This is a genomic window from Amycolatopsis sp. NPDC024027 (assembly GCF_040638975.1).
Classification (GTDB): Bacteria; Actinomycetota; Actinomycetes; order Mycobacteriales; family Pseudonocardiaceae; genus Amycolatopsis.
On the sequence record NZ_JBEZYY010000006.1, the window covers coordinates 398,808 to 416,459 of the forward strand.

Annotated in this window: 18 protein-coding genes; 13 read left to right on the plus strand and 5 right to left on the minus strand. The window is 71.7% G+C overall.

Translation table 11 applies throughout. From position 1 onward, the window contains the following. Positions 1-27: 27 nt before the first annotated feature. From AB0F52_RS18380 to AB0F52_RS18410, 7 genes are all read left to right on the plus strand, one after another. The gene (locus tag AB0F52_RS18380; RefSeq protein WP_360171843.1) at positions 28-777 is read left to right on the plus strand and encodes a glycoside hydrolase; all 750 of its coding nucleotides are present in this window, start codon (positions 28-30) and stop codon (positions 775-777) included. Positions 778-943: 166 nt separating this feature from the next. Further along, entirely contained in the window at positions 944-1,945 is a 1,002-nt protein-coding gene (locus AB0F52_RS18385; RefSeq protein WP_360171846.1) for a cellulose binding domain-containing protein, read from the plus strand. A 34-nt stretch (positions 1,946-1,979) separates the two neighbouring features. Then, positions 1,980-3,368: an endo-1,4-beta-xylanase gene (locus AB0F52_RS18390; protein ID WP_360171849.1), complete on the plus strand. Its 1,389-nt coding sequence runs from the start codon at positions 1,980-1,982 to the stop codon at positions 3,366-3,368. Between the two features lie 59 nt (positions 3,369-3,427). Next, complete coding sequence (locus AB0F52_RS18395) at positions 3,428-4,759, plus strand: glycoside hydrolase family 43 protein (protein ID WP_360172064.1); 1,332 nt, start codon at positions 3,428-3,430, stop codon at positions 4,757-4,759. 40 nt (positions 4,760-4,799) lie between these two features. Then, a complete protein-coding gene (locus AB0F52_RS18400; protein ID WP_360171851.1) occupies positions 4,800-6,818 on the plus strand; it encodes a family 43 glycosylhydrolase in 2,019 nt (672 codons plus the stop codon). Between the two features lie 312 nt (positions 6,819-7,130). Beyond that, positions 7,131-8,003 (plus strand): S1 family peptidase, encoded by an 873-nt coding sequence (locus tag AB0F52_RS18405; RefSeq protein ID WP_360171853.1) that lies wholly within the window; start codon positions 7,131-7,133, stop codon positions 8,001-8,003. 209 nt (positions 8,004-8,212) lie between these two features. Continuing rightward, on the plus strand, positions 8,213-8,659 hold the full coding sequence (locus AB0F52_RS18410) for a hypothetical protein (RefSeq protein ID WP_360171856.1): 447 nt from the start codon (positions 8,213-8,215) through the stop codon (positions 8,657-8,659). Between the two features lie 6 nt (positions 8,660-8,665). Here AB0F52_RS18410 and AB0F52_RS18415 read toward each other — a convergent pair whose 3' ends face one another. Next, a complete protein-coding gene (locus AB0F52_RS18415) occupies positions 8,666-9,286 on the minus strand; it encodes a hypothetical protein (protein WP_360171859.1) in 621 nt (206 codons plus the stop codon). A gap of 122 nt (positions 9,287-9,408) precedes the next feature. Here AB0F52_RS18415 and AB0F52_RS18420 point away from each other — a divergent pair, with 122 nt between their 5' ends. Further along, entirely contained in the window at positions 9,409-10,341 is a 933-nt protein-coding gene (locus AB0F52_RS18420) for a sensor histidine kinase (protein ID WP_360171862.1), read from the plus strand. On the opposite strand, the gene AB0F52_RS18425 is transcribed toward AB0F52_RS18420, so the two are convergent. After that, positions 10,313-10,849 carry a phosphatase PAP2 family protein gene (locus AB0F52_RS18425; protein ID WP_360171865.1) on the minus strand — a complete coding sequence of 179 codons (537 nt, stop codon included), beginning with the start codon at positions 10,847-10,849 and terminating at the stop codon, positions 10,313-10,315. The genes AB0F52_RS18420 and AB0F52_RS18425 overlap by 29 nt on opposite strands. A gap of 99 nt (positions 10,850-10,948) precedes the next feature. Between AB0F52_RS18425 and AB0F52_RS18430 the strand changes: the two genes are divergently transcribed. From AB0F52_RS18430 to AB0F52_RS18445, 4 genes are read left to right on the plus strand one after another with little or no spacing between them, the layout of a single operon-like run. Continuing rightward, the gene (locus AB0F52_RS18430) at positions 10,949-11,371 is read left to right on the plus strand and encodes a hypothetical protein (RefSeq protein WP_360171868.1); all 423 of its coding nucleotides are present in this window, start codon (positions 10,949-10,951) and stop codon (positions 11,369-11,371) included. Beyond that, the gene (locus AB0F52_RS18435; protein WP_360171871.1) at positions 11,368-12,600 is read left to right on the plus strand and encodes a divalent metal cation transporter; all 1,233 of its coding nucleotides are present in this window, start codon (positions 11,368-11,370) and stop codon (positions 12,598-12,600) included. The genes AB0F52_RS18430 and AB0F52_RS18435 overlap by 4 nt, the downstream gene beginning before the upstream one ends. After that, positions 12,597-12,986, plus strand: coding sequence for a hypothetical protein (locus AB0F52_RS18440; RefSeq protein ID WP_360171874.1), 390 nt, complete (start codon positions 12,597-12,599; stop codon positions 12,984-12,986). Before AB0F52_RS18435 ends, AB0F52_RS18440 begins: the two co-directional genes overlap by 4 nt. Continuing rightward, complete coding sequence (locus AB0F52_RS18445) at positions 12,973-13,299, plus strand: hypothetical protein (protein ID WP_360171877.1); 327 nt, start codon at positions 12,973-12,975, stop codon at positions 13,297-13,299. Before AB0F52_RS18440 ends, AB0F52_RS18445 begins: the two co-directional genes overlap by 14 nt. A 130-nt stretch (positions 13,300-13,429) precedes the next feature. Here the strand turns inward: AB0F52_RS18445 and AB0F52_RS18450 are convergent, their stop codons facing one another. Beyond that, positions 13,430-14,107 (minus strand): TetR/AcrR family transcriptional regulator, encoded by a 678-nt coding sequence (locus tag AB0F52_RS18450; RefSeq protein ID WP_360171880.1) that lies wholly within the window; start codon positions 14,105-14,107, stop codon positions 13,430-13,432. A gap of 133 nt (positions 14,108-14,240) precedes the next feature. Between AB0F52_RS18450 and AB0F52_RS18455 the strand changes: the two genes are divergently transcribed. Next, a complete protein-coding gene (locus AB0F52_RS18455; protein ID WP_360171883.1) occupies positions 14,241-15,176 on the plus strand; it encodes an NAD-dependent epimerase/dehydratase family protein in 936 nt (311 codons plus the stop codon). Between the two features lie 19 nt (positions 15,177-15,195). Here the strand turns inward: AB0F52_RS18455 and AB0F52_RS18460 are convergent, their stop codons facing one another. Both AB0F52_RS18460 and AB0F52_RS18465 read right to left on the minus strand, forming a co-directional pair. Continuing rightward, the gene (locus AB0F52_RS18460) at positions 15,196-15,621 is read right to left on the minus strand and encodes an STAS domain-containing protein (RefSeq protein WP_360171886.1); all 426 of its coding nucleotides are present in this window, start codon (positions 15,619-15,621) and stop codon (positions 15,196-15,198) included. Between the two features lie 260 nt (positions 15,622-15,881). Continuing rightward, positions 15,882-17,483, minus strand: a complete 1,602-nt coding sequence (locus AB0F52_RS18465) for a sialidase family protein (protein WP_360171889.1) — start codon at positions 17,481-17,483, stop codon at positions 15,882-15,884. Positions 17,484-17,652 lie beyond the last annotated feature (169 nt).

The window sequence follows — 17,652 nt, forward strand, 5'->3', positions numbered from 1 at the left end:
AAATGCCACGACGACGTGGAGGAGATCATGAAACTGAGGAACGCCCTGTCCGCGGCTTTGCTCGCCGCGGCCAGCGTCGCGGCGCCCGTCGCCGTCGCCCCGGCCGCGCACGCGGACACCCTGATCTGCGACCAGTACGGCTCGACCACCATCGGCGGCCGGTACGTCGTGATGAACAACCGCTGGGGCAGCAGCGCACAGCAGTGCATCAACGTCACCGGCAGCGGGTTCCGGATCCAGACCCAGCAGGGGTCCACCAGCGGCGGCGCGCCGTTGTCCTACCCGGCCGTCTACCTCGGCTGCCACTACTCGAACTGCTCCCCCGGCTCTCCCCTGCCCCGGCAGCTCAGCCGGATCGGCAGCGCGCCGTCGTCGATCTCGTACAACTACGTCGGCAACTCGGTTTTCGACGCCTCCTACGACATCTGGATGGACCCGACGGCGAAGACCAACGGGGTCAACCAGATGGAGCTGATGATCTGGTTCAACCGCGTCGGCGGGGTCCAGCCGGTCGGCGGCCGGGTCGGCACCACCAGCATCGGCGGGCGCGGCTGGGAAGTGTGGCAGGGCAACAACGGTGGCAACGACGTGGTGTCCTACGTGGCCCAGTCCACCATCTCGGGCTGGTCGTTCAACGTGATGGACTTCGTCAACGACGTCGACAACCGCACCCGCGTCGACCGCTCCTGGTACCTCACCAGCATCCAGGCCGGCTTCGAGCCGTGGCGCGGCGGCGTCGGGCTCGCGGTCAACTCGTTCTCCGCGAGCGTGAACTAGGCCGGAAAACGGCGGCCGGGCGCCACGAAGGCGCCCGGCCATCGTCCCCGGCCACTGTTAGCGCTAACGTTCCACCGGGCAATTCCGAAACTGCCGGCGGTGAAAGTTTCGGAAACCAGCCGAAATGTAATTTACACCGGATCCGCGGTACACGAAGGATTCACCGATGAAACTCGCCAAAGTCTTCGCCGGTGTGCTGGCGGCCTGCGTCGCGCTCGGTGTCGTGCCGGCGGTCGCGGAAGCCGCCGCCGCGGTGCCGGTCATGCCGCTGGGCGACTCGATCACCCAGGGCGGCTCGATCGGTGGCTACCGGCTCGACCTCGGCGCGAAGCTGCGGGCCGACGGGCGCTCGATCGACTTCGTCGGCTCGCTGGCCGACGGACCCGCGAGCATGCCCGACCGCAACCACGAAGGGCACCCGGGCTGGACCATCGCGCAGATCGACGGATCCGTCACCGGCTGGCTGAACACGTACCACCCGCACACGATCCTGCTCCACATCGGCACCAACGACATGTACGGCAGCGATCCGGCCGGCGCGCCGCGGCGGCTGTCGGCCCTGGTCGACCGGATCACGAACCTGGCGCCCGGCACCGAGCTCTTCGTCGCCACGATCATCCCGATCCGGTTCGCCGATCCGGCGGTCCGCACCTTCAACGCGGCGATCGCCCCCGACATGCGGGCCAAGGCCGCCGCCGGCAAGCGCGTGCACCTGGTCGACATGTACCCCTCGGTCGCCATCGCCGACCTGCCCGACGGCATCCACCCCGACGCGGCCGGCTACAGCAAGATGGCCACCACCTGGTACAACGCGCTCAAGGCGGTGCCGGGCAGCATCGGCGGGGACCCGCAGCCGCCGACCGGGGGCGGCCCGTGCACCGCGACGCCGCGGATCGTCGGCACCTGGAACAACGGCTTCCAGGGCGAAGTGACCGTCGCGAACACCGGTGCCGCGGCGCTCACCGGCTGGACCGTCGAGTTCACCCTGCCCGGCGCCCAGAGCCTCGGCCAGGTCTGGGGCGGCACGGCGAGCGGCACCAGCGTGGTGACCGTCAAGAACGCGAACTACAACGGCGCGCTCGGCGCCGGCGCCTCGACGACCTTCGGCTTCCTCGTGTCCGGCCCCGGCACGGCGAGCCTCGACGCGGCCACGTGCACCAGCCCGTGACCGCGAACCCGTACCCACGAATGAAGGTGTGAACATGAAGATGACATCGCGGGCACTCTCCCGCGCCGCGCTGGCTTCGACGTTCCTGGCGACGTCACTCGGGGTTTCCCTGGTGCTCGCCACGTCCGCCGGCGGCGCGGCCTCGACGCTCGGCGCGGCCGCCGCCCAGTCCGGCCGGTACTTCGGCGCCGCCGTCGCGGCCGGGAAGCTCGGCGACTCGACCTACGTGAGCATCCTGAACCGGGAGTTCAACATGGTCACCGCCGAGAACGAGATGAAGTGGGACGCCACCGAGCCCAACCAGGGGCAGTTCAACTACAGCGGTGGTGACCGCATCCTGAACCACGCGGTGAGCAACGGAAAGCGGGTGCGCGGGCACGCGTTGCTGTGGTACCAGCAGGAACCGGGCTGGGCGAAGGGCATGGAAGGCTCCGGCCTGCGCCAGGCCATGATGAACCACGTCACCCAGGTCGCCACCCACTACAAGGGCAAGATCTACGCCTGGGACGTCGTCAACGAGGCGTTCGCCGACGGCGGCGGCGGCGGCCGCCGCGATTCCAACCTGCAGCGCACCGGCAACGACTGGATCGAAGCCGCCTTCCGCGCCGCACGGGCCGCCGACCCGGGCGCGAAGCTCTGCTACAACGACTACAACACCGACGGCGTCAACGCCAAGAGCACCGGCATCTACAACATGGTGCGCGACTTCAAGTCCCGCGGCGTCCCGATCGACTGCGTCGGCTTCCAGTCCCACCTCAGCGGCAACCCGCCGGGTGACTACCAGGCCAACCTCCAGCGGTTCGCCGACCTCGGCGTCGAAGTCCAGATCACCGAGCTCGACATCTCCGGCAGCAACCAGGCCAACGCCTACGGCGCGGTGACCCGCGCCTGCGTGGCCGTCGCCCGCTGCGCCGGCATCACCACGTGGGGCATCCGCGACACCGACTCCTGGCGCGGTGGCGAAAACCCGCTTCTGTTCGACGGCAACGGGAACAAGAAGGCCGCGTACAACAGCGTCCTCGACGCCCTGAACGCCGCCACGCCGACCAACCCGACGACCCCCACGACGCCGACCACCCCGACCACGCCCACGACACCCACCACGCCGACGACCCCGACCACGCCGAACCCCAGCGGCTGCAGCGCCTCGGTCTCGTTGAACTCGTGGAACGGCGGCTTCGTGGCCAACGTGAAGGTCACCGCGGGAAGCTCCGCCCTCAACGGCTGGCGGGTGACGACGAACCTGCCCTCCGGCGCGGCCGTGACCAGCTCGTGGAGCGCGAGCAACAGCGGCACCACCGGCAGCGTCACCTGGTCCAACGTGTCCTACAACGCCAATGTGGCGGCCGGGCAGACGACCGAGTTCGGCTTCCAGGGCACCGGCAGCGCCGAGGGCATCACGTCGACCTGCTCAGCGAGCTGACCCCGCTCCCCGACGAAGGAGAAACCATCGTGCACCACCGAAAGCGCGTACTCGCCTGGATGACCGCGGCCCTGTGCGCGATGGCACTCCTGCCCGGCACCGCGCACGCCGACAACCCGATCGTGCAGCACATCTACACCGCCGACCCGGCACCGCTGGTGTACAACGGCCGCGTCTACCTCTACACCGGGCACGACGAGGACGGCTCGACCTACTTCACCATGAAGGACTGGCGGGTCTGGTCGTCGGCGGACATGGTCAACTGGACCGACCACGGCTCGCCGATGAGCCTGGCGACGTTCAGCTGGGCCAAACAGGACGCGTGGGCCGGGCAGGCCGTCGAGCGCAACGGCAAGTTCTACTGGTACGTCCCGGTGGTCAACCGGGCGACCGGCCGGATGGCCATCGGCGTCGGCGTCGCGGACAGCCCCACCGGGCCGTTCCGCGACGCCATCGGCCACCCGCTCGTCGAGAACGGCGAGATCGATCCCACGGTCTTCATCGACGACAACGGCCAGGCGTACCTGTACTGGGGCAACCCCAACCTGTCGTACGTGCGGCTCAACACCGACATGACGTCGTACTCGGGCGGGATCAACCAGATCCCGCTCACCACGGCCGGGTTCGGCACGCGACCCAACGGCGGCAGCCGCCCGACGCTGTACGAGGAAGGCCCCTGGGTCTACAAGCGCAACGGCACGTACTACAACGTGTTCGCGGCGAAGTGCTGCTCGGAGTTCATCGGCTACTCCACCTCGCCCGGCCCGACCGGCCCGTGGACCTACCGCGGCACGGTCATGCCCACGCAGGGCAGCAGTTTCACCAACCACCCGGGAATCGTGGACTACAAGGGCGGCTCGTACTTCTTCTACCACAACGGCGCCCTGCCCGGCGGGGGCGGCTACACCCGCTCGGTGTCGGTGGAGAAGTTCGCCTACAACGCCGACGGCAGCATCCCCACCATCACCATGACCAACAGCGGGCCGCCGCCGGCCGACACGCTGAACCCCTTCGTCCGGCAGGAAGCCGAGACGATCAACTGGGAAACGGGGATCGAGACCGAACCGGCGTCCGAAGGCGGCATGAACATCGGGTGGATCGAGAACGGTGACACCGTCAAGGTCCGCAACGTCGCGTTCGGCGCGGGCGCGAAGACGTTCACCGCCCGCGTCGCCTCCGCGAACGCCGGCGGCACGATCGAGGTGCGCCTGGGCAGTGCCACCGGCACGGTGGTGGGCCGCTGCACCGTCGCGGGCACCGGCGGCTGGCAGACCTGGACCTCGGTGTCCTGCCCGGTCAGCGGCGCAACCGGGACCCAGGACCTGGTCCTGCGGTTCACCGGTGGCAGTGGCTACCTGTTCAACGTGAACTGGTGGCAGTTCTCCGCCTGACCTTCCCCCTTCGACCCCCTGCTGACCGGAAAGGACATACGTGGTGTCACGCCGACGATCCCGGGCGGCCGCCTCGGCCCTGCTCGCCGCGACCGGCCTCGCCGGCGCGGTCCTGGTGGCGACCCCGGCCGCGCACGCCGCGGCCGGGTGCTCGGTCACCTACACGAAGACGTCCGAATGGCAAGGCGGCTTCGGCGCGTCCGTGTCGATCACCAACCTCGGTGACGCGATCGACGGGTGGACGCTCGAGTGGTCGTTCGCCTCCGGCCAGCAGGTGGGCCAGCACTGGAACGCGACCATCACCCAGGCCGGCACCCAGGTGAGCGCGAAGAACGTCACCTACAACGCCGCCATCCCCACCGGGGGCAAGGCCGAGTTCGGCTTCAACGGCTCGTTCACGTCGGCCAACCCCGTCCCGGACGGGTTCCGGCTCAACGGCACCCTGTGCACCGGCGGCGTGGACCCCACGACCACGGCCACCACCACACCGACCACACCGACCACTCCGACGACCCCCACCACGCCGACGACCCCGACCACCACGACCACCCCGAACCAGCCCTCGACGTTCACGAACCCGGTGCTGTGGCAGGACTTCGCCGACGACGACATCATCCGCGTCGGCAACACCTACTACTACTCCGCCTCGACCATGCACTACTCCCCCGGCGCGCCGATCCTGCGCTCCTACGACCTGGTGAACTGGGAGTTCGCCGGCCACTCCGTGCCCAAACTGGACTTCGGCGCGAAGTACGACCTCAACGGCGGCCGCGGGTACGTGCGCGGCATCTGGGCGTCGTTCTTCAACCACCGCGCCAGCAACGACACCTTCTACTGGGGCGGCTGCGTCGACTTCGCCAAGACCTACATCTACACCGCCACCGCGGTGGACGGGCAGTGGTCGAAGCACACCACGATCGACAAGTGCTACTACGACGCGGGCATGCTCGTCGACGACGACGACACGATGTACGTCGCCTACGGCAACACCACCCTCAGCGTCGCCCAGCTCTCCAAGGACGGGAAGACCGAAGTCCGCTCGCAGCAGGTCTTCCAGACGCCGTCGAACATCGGCACGCTCGAAGGCTCCCGGTTCTACAAGCGGGGCGGGAACTACTACATCTTCACGACCCGGCCGGCCAACGGCCAGTACATCCTCAAGGCGAGCAGCCCGTTCGGGCCCTACACCATCCAGCAGGTGCTGCTGGACCTGCCGGGCCCGATCTCCGGCGGCGGCGTCCCCCACCAGGGCGGGCTGGTGCAGACGCAGAACGGCGACTGGTACTACATGGCCTTCGTCGACGCCTACCCCGGCGGCCGGGTCCCGGTGCTCGCCCCGGTCACCTGGACGGCCGACGGCTGGCCGAAGCTCCAGACGGTCAACGGCCGCTGGGGCACGACCTACCCGAAGCCGAACCTGCCACCACCACCCCGCCAGGTCGAGCCGATGACGGGCACCGACACCTTCCCGGGGCCGGCGCTGAGTCCGCAGTGGGAGTGGAACCACAACCCCGACACGACGAAGTTCTCGGTCGGCAACGGGCTCAAGCTGTCCACGGCGACGGTCACCAACGACCTGTACTCCGCCCGCAACACCGTGACCCACCGCATCCAGGGGCCGTCCTCCACGGCCACCGCCACGCTCGACCTGACGTCGATGCGCGACGGCGATCGCACCGGCCTGGCGATGCTGCGCGACTCCTCGGCGTACATCGGCGTCAAACGCGACGGCGGCCGCAACCGGGTGGTCATGGTCAACGGCCTCACCATGGACGGCAACTGGAACACCACCGGCACCGGCACGGAGGTCGCGAGCGCCGACCTGCCCGGCAGCCGGATCTGGTTGCGCGCCAACGCCGACATCCGCCCCGGCACCGGCCGCCAGGCCCGGTTCTCCTACAGCACCGACGGGGTGAACTTCACTCCGCTGGGCTCGCCGTTCACCCTGAACAACGCCTGGCAGTTCTTCATGGGGTACCGGTTCGCCGTCTTCAACCACGCCACCCAGGCGCTCGGCGGCTCGGTCACCCTCCAACGGTTCGACCTGACGGCGCCGTAGCGGGGAACTTCGCCGGCCCGGCTGCTCGCCGGGCACGGCGAAGGTCCGGTCGAGCCGGACGGTGTAGCGCGTCGGCGTGGTCGTGAACTCGCCGTCGAGGTGAACAGCAGGGCACCTGCCGGTCCGGCCTGGTTGGTGACCAGCCGGTATTCGCCCTGGCTGTGGGCGACGGCCGCGCACCGCGCCTCACCGCCGCGAAGCTCTCGGTGTCCTCTCAACGACCGGCTGCGACCGATCCGGCTGAACCGGTCGCCGGGTGCGAGCCGTGCACCACTACAGGAAGTGGATCAACGGCTACGGAGGTCATCGCCCATGCGCTCCCGACACAGGAAGATCAGCCGGGGCAAGATCCTGGCCGCGGCCGCCGCCCTCCTGGCGGCCGGCACCGCGGCCATCGCCCTCCCGCAGGCGAACGCCGCCGGCAACGCCGGCACCGAAGCGGCGGCGCAGGCGATCACCGGCACGGCCTGGGCGGTCGACGCGCGGACCGGCGAAACGGTGGTCACCGCCGACAGCACCGTGCAGGGCGCCCAGTGGGACAGCCTGCTGGCGGCGACCCGCGGGAAGGCGGTCCGCGTCGAACGGACGCCCGGCGTCCTCAGCTTGTTCGCCGAAGGCGGCGACGCGATCTTCGCCGGCGGGGCCCGGTGCTCCCTCGGGTTCAACGTGACGACGAACAGCGGTCCCGGCATCCTCACCGCCGGCCACTGCGCCGCCGCCGGCCGCCAGTGGTCGCTGACCCAGGGCGGGCGGCCGGTGGCCACGCTCAAGCAGTCGACGTTCCCCGGCACCGGCGATTTCGCCCTGCTGACGTACGACAACGCCGCGACCACCGCACCCAGCGTCGTCGACACCGGCGGCGGCCGGACGGTGGCCATCACCCGCGCGGCCGCGGCCCAGGTCGGCCGGCAGGTGTCCCGGATGGGCAGCACCACGGGCCTGCACAGCGGCCGGGTCACGGCCCTGAACGCGACGGTCAACTACCCCGAAGGCCGGGTCACCGGCCTGATCCAGACGACGGTGTGCGCGGAGCCCGGCGACAGCGGCGGATCGCTGTTCACCAGCGACGGCAGCGCGATCGGCGTCACCTCGGGAGGCAGCGGCAACTGCCGCACCGGCGGCGTGACGTTCTTCCAGCCGGTGACCACGGCCTTGGCGGCGGTGGGCGCCCGGATCGGCGGCTGACCGCGGCGCTCCGGAAACGGCGGCCGGTCGCGCCTCTCGCGCGGCCGGCGGCCTGGTCCTCGGGCCAGACTGTGGTGACCACGGAACCCCCGACGGTGCGGCATACTCCGGGCCATGCCGCCGACGATCCCGCCGCGCGAGTCCTGGCCGGCCGTGGCCGCCCCGAAGCAGTCCGCCGGGCCCGGCGCGGCCTTCGAAGCGGCAGCGCCATGACGGGCGGCCGTCTCCTCGAGGTCCTTCGAACGCTCCGAGCGACGTACACGGCCGCGACGGACGCCTGGCAGCTGAGCGGATCGACCTGGCAGGCGACCGTGATCGTCGCCCCGGGCCGCTGGCTCGGCCTGGAGTTCGCGGCCCACGACCCGGTGACGGGCCGGCGCGCCACGTACGACATCGACACCGACCTGTACGACATTTCCCAGGACGAGCAGCGCTGGTTCGCCGAGGAAATCGAACGGGACATCATCGAGTTCCTCGGCAACCTGCGCCGGGGCGCGGTGCTGCGCGGAACCGACGGGGCGAAGTTCGTGCTGGTGTTCCCGCTGGACGGGGCGTACGTCCGCGTGACACAGGGCCGCTTCATGACGACGGCGTCGACCCACGCCGACCTCGCCACCGCGCAAGCCGGCGACGGTGCCTACGTCCCGGTGGACTGACGAGCCTCAGATCAGCACGATCTGCTCCAGCACATCCGGCGCCGACACCAGCAGGAACCCGGCCAACGCCATCGGCACCGTCCACCCCACCACCCGGACCGCCTGCTTGCGTGAGCGGATCCCGCGCCCCAGCACCAGCGCGAGTGCCAGCAGCGTCGCCACCGTGAACCCCAGTCCGTCGGCCCGGCCGGACCGCCGGACCACCTCGCCGATCAGCAGCCCCGCCGCCAGCGCCGTGCTCACCGTGCCGCGGACGTCCTCGCGGCCGACGGGTGCGAACACCAGGCCCGCCGCCACGCCCGCGACCGCCGCCAGGACGCACCACAACCCCAGCTGCTCGAGGTCCACCTCGTACGGCATGCCCGGATACTTGACGCCGTACATGACGTCCTTGCCGTAGTAGAACGCCACCACCGCCGCCACCAGCGCGACGATCGCGCGGGCGATCGCCCGGCCGTCGCGGGCGCCCGGCACCACCGCGGCCAGCAGGGCTGTCCACAGCGTGAACGCGTGCGCCAGCGGCCGCAGCGCCGGGCTGTAGTAGGCGTACGCCCCGATGGCCCCGGACACCAAGCCGCCCAGCAGTGCGGCGCCGTCGGACGCCGTGCCGCGGCGCGTCTCCAGCAAGCTGACCCCCAGGTCGAAGCGATGCCGTCTTTTTGCACTGTAGCGGTCAGTGACCAGGGGTCGCCCGATCCGGGGGTGGCTTCGCGCATACTGGTGACGTCCCCGGCGGAAGGAGAGGCGGCTTGAGCGCAACCGCGGAGACGGGCACCGGCGCGTTCGGGCACCCCGCGTTGTTCTACCGGGGTGCCGCCGAATACCTGGCGGGCACCGTGCCGTTCGTCCTGGGCGCCCTCGCCGCCGGCGAGCCGGTGGCGGTCGCGGTCCCCGGCGACAACCTCGAGCTGCTGCGGCGGGAACTCGGTGCCGACGCCGCGCGGGTGCGGCTGCTGGACATGACCGAGGCCGGGCGCAACCCCGGGCGGATCATCCCCGGCGTGCTGCGCGCCTTCGCCGACAGCCACCCCGGCCGGCCGGTGCGGATCATCGGCGAGCCCATCTGGGCGGCCCGCTCGGCCGTCGAGTACCCGGCGTGCGCCCAGCACGAAGCCCTCATCAACCTCGCCTTCACCGGCCGGGACGCGACCATCCTCTGTCCCTACGACGCCGGCGCGCTCGCCCCGGACGTCCTCGCCGACGCCGAGCTCACGCACCCGGTCCTGATCGACGGCACCGGGCAGCGCACCAGCCCCGCCTACGCCCCGGACGACCTGGTCGCCCGGTACAACCAGCCCCTGCCCGTGCCGGAAGGGGCCTTCGAACTGGCGGACACCACCGACCTCGCGGCGGCCCGCGCGCTGACCCACGTCCGCGCGGCCGCCTGCGGGCTGGACGAGGCCCGGGTCGCCGACGTCGAGGTGGTCGTCACCGAACTGCTGTCCAACAGCATCGAACACGGCAGCGGGTCGGGCACCGTCCGGTTCTGGGGCGGCGACGGGGAGTTCGTCTGCGAGGTCCACGACCTCGGCCGGCTCACCGATCCCCTCGCCGGGCGCCACCCCGCGACCCCGTACCAGCCGCGCGGCCGCGGGCTGCTGCTCGTCAACCACCTCGCCGACCTCGTCCGCCTGCACACCGGCGACGACGGCACTACCTTCCGGGCGTACTTCCGCGCTTGAACCGGCGGTGCACCAGGCCACCCACGACGGCGCCGATCGCGACGCCGCCGTACACGTCGGTCGGCCAGTGCGCCCGCGTCCGGAGCCTGCTGTAGCAGACCGCGGCCGCCAGCGGCGCGAGCGCGGCCCCCGTCGCGGGCGCGGTGAGCGCGACGGCGACCGTGAACGCGGCCGCCGTCGTCGCGTGCGTGGACGGGAACGCCGAAGACTTCGGCTGTTCGAGCAGCGCGCGGTGGGCCGGGAGGTTCTGCGCCGCCGGCCGCGGCCGGCGCACCACGGCCTTCACACCGTGCCCGAACGCCATCCCGGCCGCGCCCGCCACGAGCCCGCGCCCCGCCGCCCGGCGCCGGGGCCCCGGCCGCCACGCCAGCACGCCGGCCACGAGGACCCACAGCAGGCCGCCCTGCGCCGCCGCGCTGAGCGCCGTGACCGGCCACGCCGGCCGGGTGACCGGAAGGTCGTTTTCGTCCGGTCCATCGTCGGCCCGAAAGGACATTTCGCTCGGCATGGCCCCCAACTTCCCGCACCGGCGCCGGTTCAATCACCCATCTGTCCACGATGGAGCATCTCGCCGTTTGTGCGCGGCGCGACCGGGTACACCCATCGCGTGATTGCGCTGCGGCGAACCCGGCTCCGCGCGATGGCCGCCGTCGTCGCGGTCGCGGCGCTGTCGGCCTGCGGCGCCGATCCCCAGGCCGAGACCGTGCACGCCGGGCGGGAAATCCGCGGCCAGCTCGAACTCCTGCGGCTCGTGGTGACCGCCGACCGCGATCGCGTCCCGCCGGTGCCGAGCCTGTCGGTCACCGTCCGCGACGCCGCCGACGAACTCGGCGCCGCCGGCCAGGACGTCGGCAAACTGACCGACGACCGCGCCCGCGCGGCGCTGGCGTCGATCACCGACCGCGCGGTCGCGGTGGCCCACCGGCTCGACGACGGCCTCGGCGACGGTACCGACGAAGGCCTCGACCGGATCGACGCCGAACTGCAGGGACTCATCGGCGAACTCGCCCGCTGGGGCGTGACCTCGTGAGCAAGAAGCTGCTCGCCGTCACCCTCGGCATCCTCACCGCGGTCGGCGGCTTCGTCGACATCGGCGACCTCGTCGAAAGCGGCGTCGTCGGCGCCCGCTACGGGATGGCGATGGTCTGGGTGACCGTCCTCGGCGTGCTCGGGATCTGCGTCTACGCCGACATGTCCGGGCGGATCGTGGCGGTGTCGGGGCGCCCGGTGTTCGACCTGATCCGCGAACGCCTCGGCCCGCGGATGGCCCTGCTCAACCTCGCCGGGTCGTTCCTCATCACGCTGCTGACGGTGTGCGCGGAGATCGGCGGCGTCGCGATCGTCATCGAGCTGGCTTCCGGGGTCGACCGGCTGGTCTGGGTGCTGCCGATCGGCGTGCTCGTCTGGCTGGTGGTCTGGCGGGTCGGCTTCGAGAAGATGGAAACCGGGTTCGGCCTCGCCGGGCTGGCGATCGGGGTGTTCGCCGTCGCCGTCTTCTTCCTGCACCCCGACTGGTCGTCGCTGGGGTCGCAGATCGCCGGGTTCGCCCCGCCGCCCGACCAGGCGCTGCCGACCTACGCCTACCACGCGGTCGCGCTGTTCGCGTCCGCGATGACGCCGTACGAGGTCTTCTTCTTCACCTCCGGCGGCGTCGAAGAGGGCTGGACGGTCAAGGACCTGCCGATCCAGCGCGCCAACGTGCTGCTCGGGTTCCCGCTGGGCGGCCTGCTCGCCCTGGCCGTGATGGCGTGCTCCGCGGTCGTGCTGTTCCCGGCCGGGGTCGACGTCGGCCAGGTCAGCCAGATCGTCCTGCCGGTGACGCTCGCGCTGGGGACGGCGGGCCTGGTGATCGTGCTGATCGGCATCTTCGCCGCCACCTTCGGCGCGGCGCTGGAGACGGGGCTGTCGTCGGGCTACATGCTGGCGCAGTACTTCGGCTGGGACTGGGGCAAGCGCCGCGCGCCGCGCAACGCCGCCCGGTTCCACCTGACCGTCGGCGCCGGCCTGCTGCTCGCGGTGCTGGTGGTGCAGACCGGCCTCGATCCGGTCGGCCTGACCGAGATCTCGCTGATCTTCTCGGCGGTGGCGCTGCCGCTGACCTACCTGCCGGTGCTCATCGTCGCCAACGACCGCGAGTACCTCGGCAAGCACGCCAACGGCCGCTTCAGCAACACCGTCGGCGGCGTCATGCTCGTCGTCATCGCCGTCGCGGCCCTGGTGGCCATCCCCCTGATGATCTTCACCGGAGCTGGCCAATGAACCCGTGGACCGACCTCGGCCTCGTCGACCTGGGCGACACCCTGCTCGACCGGCAGATCATCGGCGAAGACGGCACGGTGGTCGGCAAGGTCGACGACCTCGAGCTGCGCGCCGAGGGCGGGACGTACGTCGTCGACGCGCTGCTGGTCGGCCCGGAGGCGCTCGCCGACCGGCTCGGCGGCCCGATCGGCAAGCTCCTGCACCACCTCGGCCGTGGCTTCCGCGCCCAAGCGCCGCAACGCATCCCGCTGAACGCCATCCGCCGCATCGAGCCGACGATCGTGGTGACGACGGCCGTCGCCCACGCGACGGACAGCCCGTCGGAGGACTGGCTGCGCCGCCGCGTCATCGGCCGGATCCCGGGAGCGGGCCGTGCGAGCCGGTGACCTGATCGGCCGCCCGGTCCGCGACGCCGCGGGCCGGGACGTCGGCGCGATCCGCGAGATCCGCGCGGAAGCGACGCCGGGGGCCGACGGGCTGCCGGAACTGGTGGTGCGCGGGGTGATCGTGGGCCGCACGCGCGTGCGGTTGTTCGGTTACCAGCGCCACGACCAGCGGGGACCCAAGCCGCTGGTGGCGTTGATCCGCCGGCTGCACCGGCACACCCGGTACGTGGCCTGGGAAGACGTCGACCTCTCCGGCCCGGAGGTGCGCGTGCGGCGGCCGTTCGATGAGCTGCCCCCGCTCGACCGGCCCTGAGCGCGGGTCAGTGACATCCGGGGCTGCGCCCCGAGCCGGGGACTCCACCACCCGGACCCCCGCAAGAGTCAGTGACATCCGGGGCCACGCCCCGGGCCAGGGACTCCACCACCCGGACCCCCGCAAGAAGTCAGGGCAGGCCGGCGAGGTCGGCCAGCAGCGCCATGTGGTGCTCGAAGTATTCGGTGCGCGCCGCGATCATGATGTCCAGCCGGTGGAAGACCTCGAAGTTGAGCTGGCCGAACAGGTGCGTCCACGCGAGCAGCACCCGGTCCAGGCATTCCTCCGGCACGTCCGTGGCCTGCTGGTCGATCAGCCGCCGCAGGTCGGTGCGGACCGGCCCGGGCAGGGGGCGGGGTGCGGCCGGCTCCCCCGGGACGTCGCCGACGACGGCGGTGAGCAGGAGGATCACCTTCGACGCGAGCGCCACGGTTTCCGGCGGGGCGGCGTAGCCGGGCACCGGGGTTCCGTAGAGCAAGCCGTATTCGGCCGGGTGCGCGAGCGCCCAGGCCCGCACCGCGCGGCACACGGCCAGCCACCGGCCGCGCGGGTCGTCGCGCGGGACCGCCGCTTCGGCGGCTTCCGCGGCCGCGCCCAGCCCCTCGTACGCGTCGATGATCAACGCGGTCAGCAGGGCGTCGCGGCTCGGGAAGTACCGGTACAGCGCCGAAGGGACGATGTCCATGTCCCGCGCCACGGCCCGCAGGGACAGGTTCGCCCCCTCCTCGGTGAGCCGGCGCCGGGCGGCTTCCTTGATTTCCTGGTGCATCTCCGAGCGGACCCGGGCACGCAACGACGAGGCGGACACCACCCCAGTCTCGCACACTTCCGAGAACACCCGATTTCGGCGAGAACAGTGTTCTTGACGGCGGCCGCCCGGCGCCAGTACGGTGTTCTTATTCGAGAACAGTGTTCTCGCCTGGGCGGAAAAGGTGGTCCCCATGTCCCTGCACGTCATCGTCGGAGCCGGTCCGGTCGGCTCGGCCACGGCTCGTCTGCTCGCCTCCCGCGGCGAAGAGGTCCGCCTGCTCAGCCGCGGCGGCGGAGGCCCGGCGATCGAAGGCGTCCGGCTGGTCGCCGCCGACGCCACCGACGCCGCCACCCTCGCGCGGCACGCCGAAGGCGCGGTCGCGCTGTACAGCTGCGGCGGACCCGCCTACCACCGCTGGGCCACCGATTGGCCCCCGCTCGGGGCGGCGCTCCTGCGGGCCGCCGAGCTGAGCGGAGTTCCGCTCGTCACGACCGGCAACCTCTACGCCTACGGCGCCGTCGACGGCCCGATCACCGAGCAGCAGCCGATGCGGCCCAACTCGGTGAAGGGCGCGGTGCGGGCGAAGCTGTGGGCCGACGCGCTGGCCGCGCACGAAGCCGGCCGCATCCGCACGGCCGACGTGCGGGGGTCCGACTACCTCGGTGCGGGCGCGCTTTCGTCGTTCACCGCCCTGGTCCTGCCGAAGGTGCTGGCCGGCAAGCGAGCCTCGGCGCCGGCCGACCTGGACGCCCCGCACAGCTGGACCCACGTCGGCGACGTCGCCCGCACCCTGGTCGCGGTCGCGGCCGACGAGCGGGCCTGGGGCCGGCCGTGGCACGTGCCGACGGCACCGGCGATGTCCGTGCGCCGGCTCGCCGAGCGCGCCGCGGAACTGGCGGGCGCACCGGCGGCCCGCGTCACCACGATGCCCGGCCTCGTGTTGCGCCTCGGCGGGCTCTTCAACCCGATCGCGCGGGAGATGGTGGAGATGGACTACCAGCTGCGGCGACCGTTCGTCCTCGACTCGTCGGCCGCGACGGCGGCGTTCGGCATCGAGCCGACCCCGACCGACGAAGCACTGCGGGAGACGATCGACGGGCTGCGTGAACCCGCCACGCCCCGGTGAAAGGACGCGGCGCGGGCCGTCAGCCCTGGCTGGGGATCTCCGTGGCGCGTTCCCACCCGGACGGCAGGCGGCTGACGTTCAGCGCGTGGTCGAGCCCGCTGTCCGACAACGCCCGGCGCACCACCCGGTTGTCACCGGTGACGACGCGCAGGGTCGCGTTTTCGCGGACCACGCGCGCCTGGATGCCGCCGAGGGCCGCGAGGCCCGCTCCGTCGAGGAAGTCGACCTCGGACAGGTCGAGCACCAGGACCGGGAACCGGCGGTGCGCCCACGTGCTCAACGCGGACCGCACCTGAGGTGCGCTGTCCGCATCGAGCGCTCCACGAATGCGGACCATGACCGCGCCGAAGTACGGGCGGATGACCTGGATGTCGAACGCAGTGCGCTGTTCGCGCTTCGACGGCGCTACGGGGAGCGCCGTCGCTGGGGGCTGGACGACTAACATTCCACGCCTCATTCGCAGATGACGTGACGAGCGGGTTCGTTCTCGACCGACCCGCTCGGTCGCTGGCAAGTTCGGGGGACGGATGCTGCTGAACCGCACTTTGCAGCGTAGTCCTTGATCCGAACGGCGCAACCCCGCCAACGGCCGAACCCCCTACCCCCGCACGCGGCCCGCACGCGCGCCATCCAAACCACCCATCCGAGTGAACGATGATCGGGAGGCAGTGCCGAGTCACTGCCTCCCGATCACCCCCGGCTCACCTACCCGGCGTGGTTGGCGAAGACGTCCGACGCCCCGCTGACGGCCACCGGCCGCGCGACGCCGAAGTACGCGGTCAGCGCCGGACCCGTGGCCGCGAGCCCGGAGTAGTCGCCGAGGAAGTAGCCGCCGGCGTCCGGGGCGGTGGTGAAGTCGAACGGCGTGGCCGTCAGCCTCGTCTGCCCGTTGACGGTCCAGTTCGCCGGGTTGCCGCAGTCGCTCGTGGCGGCGTGGCAGTGGGCGAGGTAGGCGTCGGTGAGCCCGGGCTGCGCCGGCGTCGCGTTCTGCAGGTCGTAGTAGCTCAAGCCGATCGTGCCGTCGGCGGTCACCTTGACCTGCGGCACGAACGCGGGGGTGTCCCCCGGCGACTGGTCGACGCGGATCGTGTCACCCCACGTCAGTCCGCCGTCGGCCGACTGCGCGAAGGCGATCTTGGCCGCGCCGGTGGCGCTGAACCGGGCGTCCTGCCAGACCGCGTACACGAAGCCGTTGACCGGGTTGACGGCGAACTCGGGCAGCTCGTCGCTGGAGCGGACCGGGTGGCCGGCGATCGTCACCGAAGCCACCTGCTGGGTGTCGATGCCGATCGCGCCGGACCACGTCGTCCCGCCGTCGGTGGAGCGGATGACCGCCGCGGTCGAGGTCGACGAGCCGTGGCAGTGCGCACCGCCGTGGGTGACCAGGCAGGCGCCGCCCTTGTTGGTGATCAGGTCGAAGCCGTCGATCAGCACGCCCCGCCCCGGGCCGGTCACCGGCACCACGATCTGGTTGCCGATCGTCTGGTCGTTCTGCCCGGGGTCGAAGACGATCCGGCCGGTGCTCCAGGTCCGGCCCTGGTCGGTGGTGCGGGAGAAGTAGCTCGGGCCGCGGTAGGTGAACGCGTGCGTGTACGCGCTGGGGTTGGCGTGGCTCTGCGGCGAGACCAGCTGGTCCCACACCGCGTAGGCGCGGTCGGCGAGCAGCGGGTCCGCGGTCACCGTCTCCTTGTCGTTGAGCACCTGCGTCGAAGTGTCCAGGCGCGCGGTGACCGGGGTTTCCCAGTGGTCGCCGCCGTCGAGCGAGCGGCTGATCAGGATCGCGCTCGCCCCGCCGAACGCCGGGCCGTCGGCGTTGAAGGAGTCCGCGATCGAGTACACGACCCGGCCGTCGGCGGAGAAGCTGACCCACGGGTCGGTGGTGCGCTGGAAGTACCCGGGCGAGCCGGCCGGCGCGCCGGCGCAGATGCTGAACCGCGGCTGCGCGGCGGCCGGCGTCCAGGTCGCCCCGCCGTCACGGGACATGACGTTGGTCAGGCCGTTCGACCCGCCGTCGTTCCAGCGGTCCTGCTGCGCCGAGCCCACGAGGTGGCGCGGGTCGGCCGGGTCGGCGGCGACGTACGGCTCGACTTCGGACGCGGGGTAGTTGACGCTGCCGCGTGCCTGCTGCCGGGCGACGAGCGCGGCGCAGGCCGCCCCGCCGCCGAGCGGGTGGTCGGGCACCGCGACCGGCACCCCGGCGGCGAAGGTGGTGGCGACGGCGACACCGGCGCCGGCCAGCAGGGCGGCCACCGCGGCGCCGGGCGGCAGGGATCGGCGGGCGAACCGCCGGGAGTTCTTCGGGTTCACGGGTGACCTCTTTTCCGACACGCCCCGCGGGCCGGACGGAACGGACACGGCCCTGCACCGGGCACGCTGGAGTCGCCTTTCCCCGCACGGTCGTTACGGGTCCCGGCCACCACGGGTGAAACATCCGGTTCCCCGCTGAAAAAGTCGTCCGTCCACACGGGAATCGGTT

Bases quoted from the DNA above. Each gene is read 5' to 3' on its own strand.
- AB0F52_RS18455 (WP_360171883.1), top strand. From the start codon at position 14,241: ATGTCCCTGCACGTCATCGTCGGAGCCGGTCCGGTCGGCTCGGCCACG.
- AB0F52_RS18440 (WP_360171874.1), top strand. From the start codon at position 12,597: ATGAACCCGTGGACCGACCTCGGCCTCGTCGACCTGGGCGACACCCTG.
- AB0F52_RS18390 (WP_360171849.1), top strand. From the start codon at position 1,980: ATGAAGATGACATCGCGGGCACTCTCCCGCGCCGCGCTGGCTTCGACG.
- AB0F52_RS18405 (WP_360171853.1), top strand. From the start codon at position 7,131: ATGCGCTCCCGACACAGGAAGATCAGCCGGGGCAAGATCCTGGCCGCG.
- AB0F52_RS18385 (WP_360171846.1), top strand. From the start codon at position 944: ATGAAACTCGCCAAAGTCTTCGCCGGTGTGCTGGCGGCCTGCGTCGCG.
- AB0F52_RS18380 (WP_360171843.1), top strand. From the start codon at position 28: ATGAAACTGAGGAACGCCCTGTCCGCGGCTTTGCTCGCCGCGGCCAGC.
- AB0F52_RS18460 (WP_360171886.1), bottom strand. From the start codon at position 15,621: ATGTTAGTCGTCCAGCCCCCAGCGACGGCGCTCCCCGTAGCGCCGTCG.
- AB0F52_RS18395 (WP_360172064.1), top strand. From the start codon at position 3,428: ATGACCGCGGCCCTGTGCGCGATGGCACTCCTGCCCGGCACCGCGCAC.
- AB0F52_RS18425 (WP_360171865.1), bottom strand. From the start codon at position 10,849: ATGCCGAGCGAAATGTCCTTTCGGGCCGACGATGGACCGGACGAAAAC.
- AB0F52_RS18410 (WP_360171856.1), top strand. From the start codon at position 8,213: ATGACGGGCGGCCGTCTCCTCGAGGTCCTTCGAACGCTCCGAGCGACG.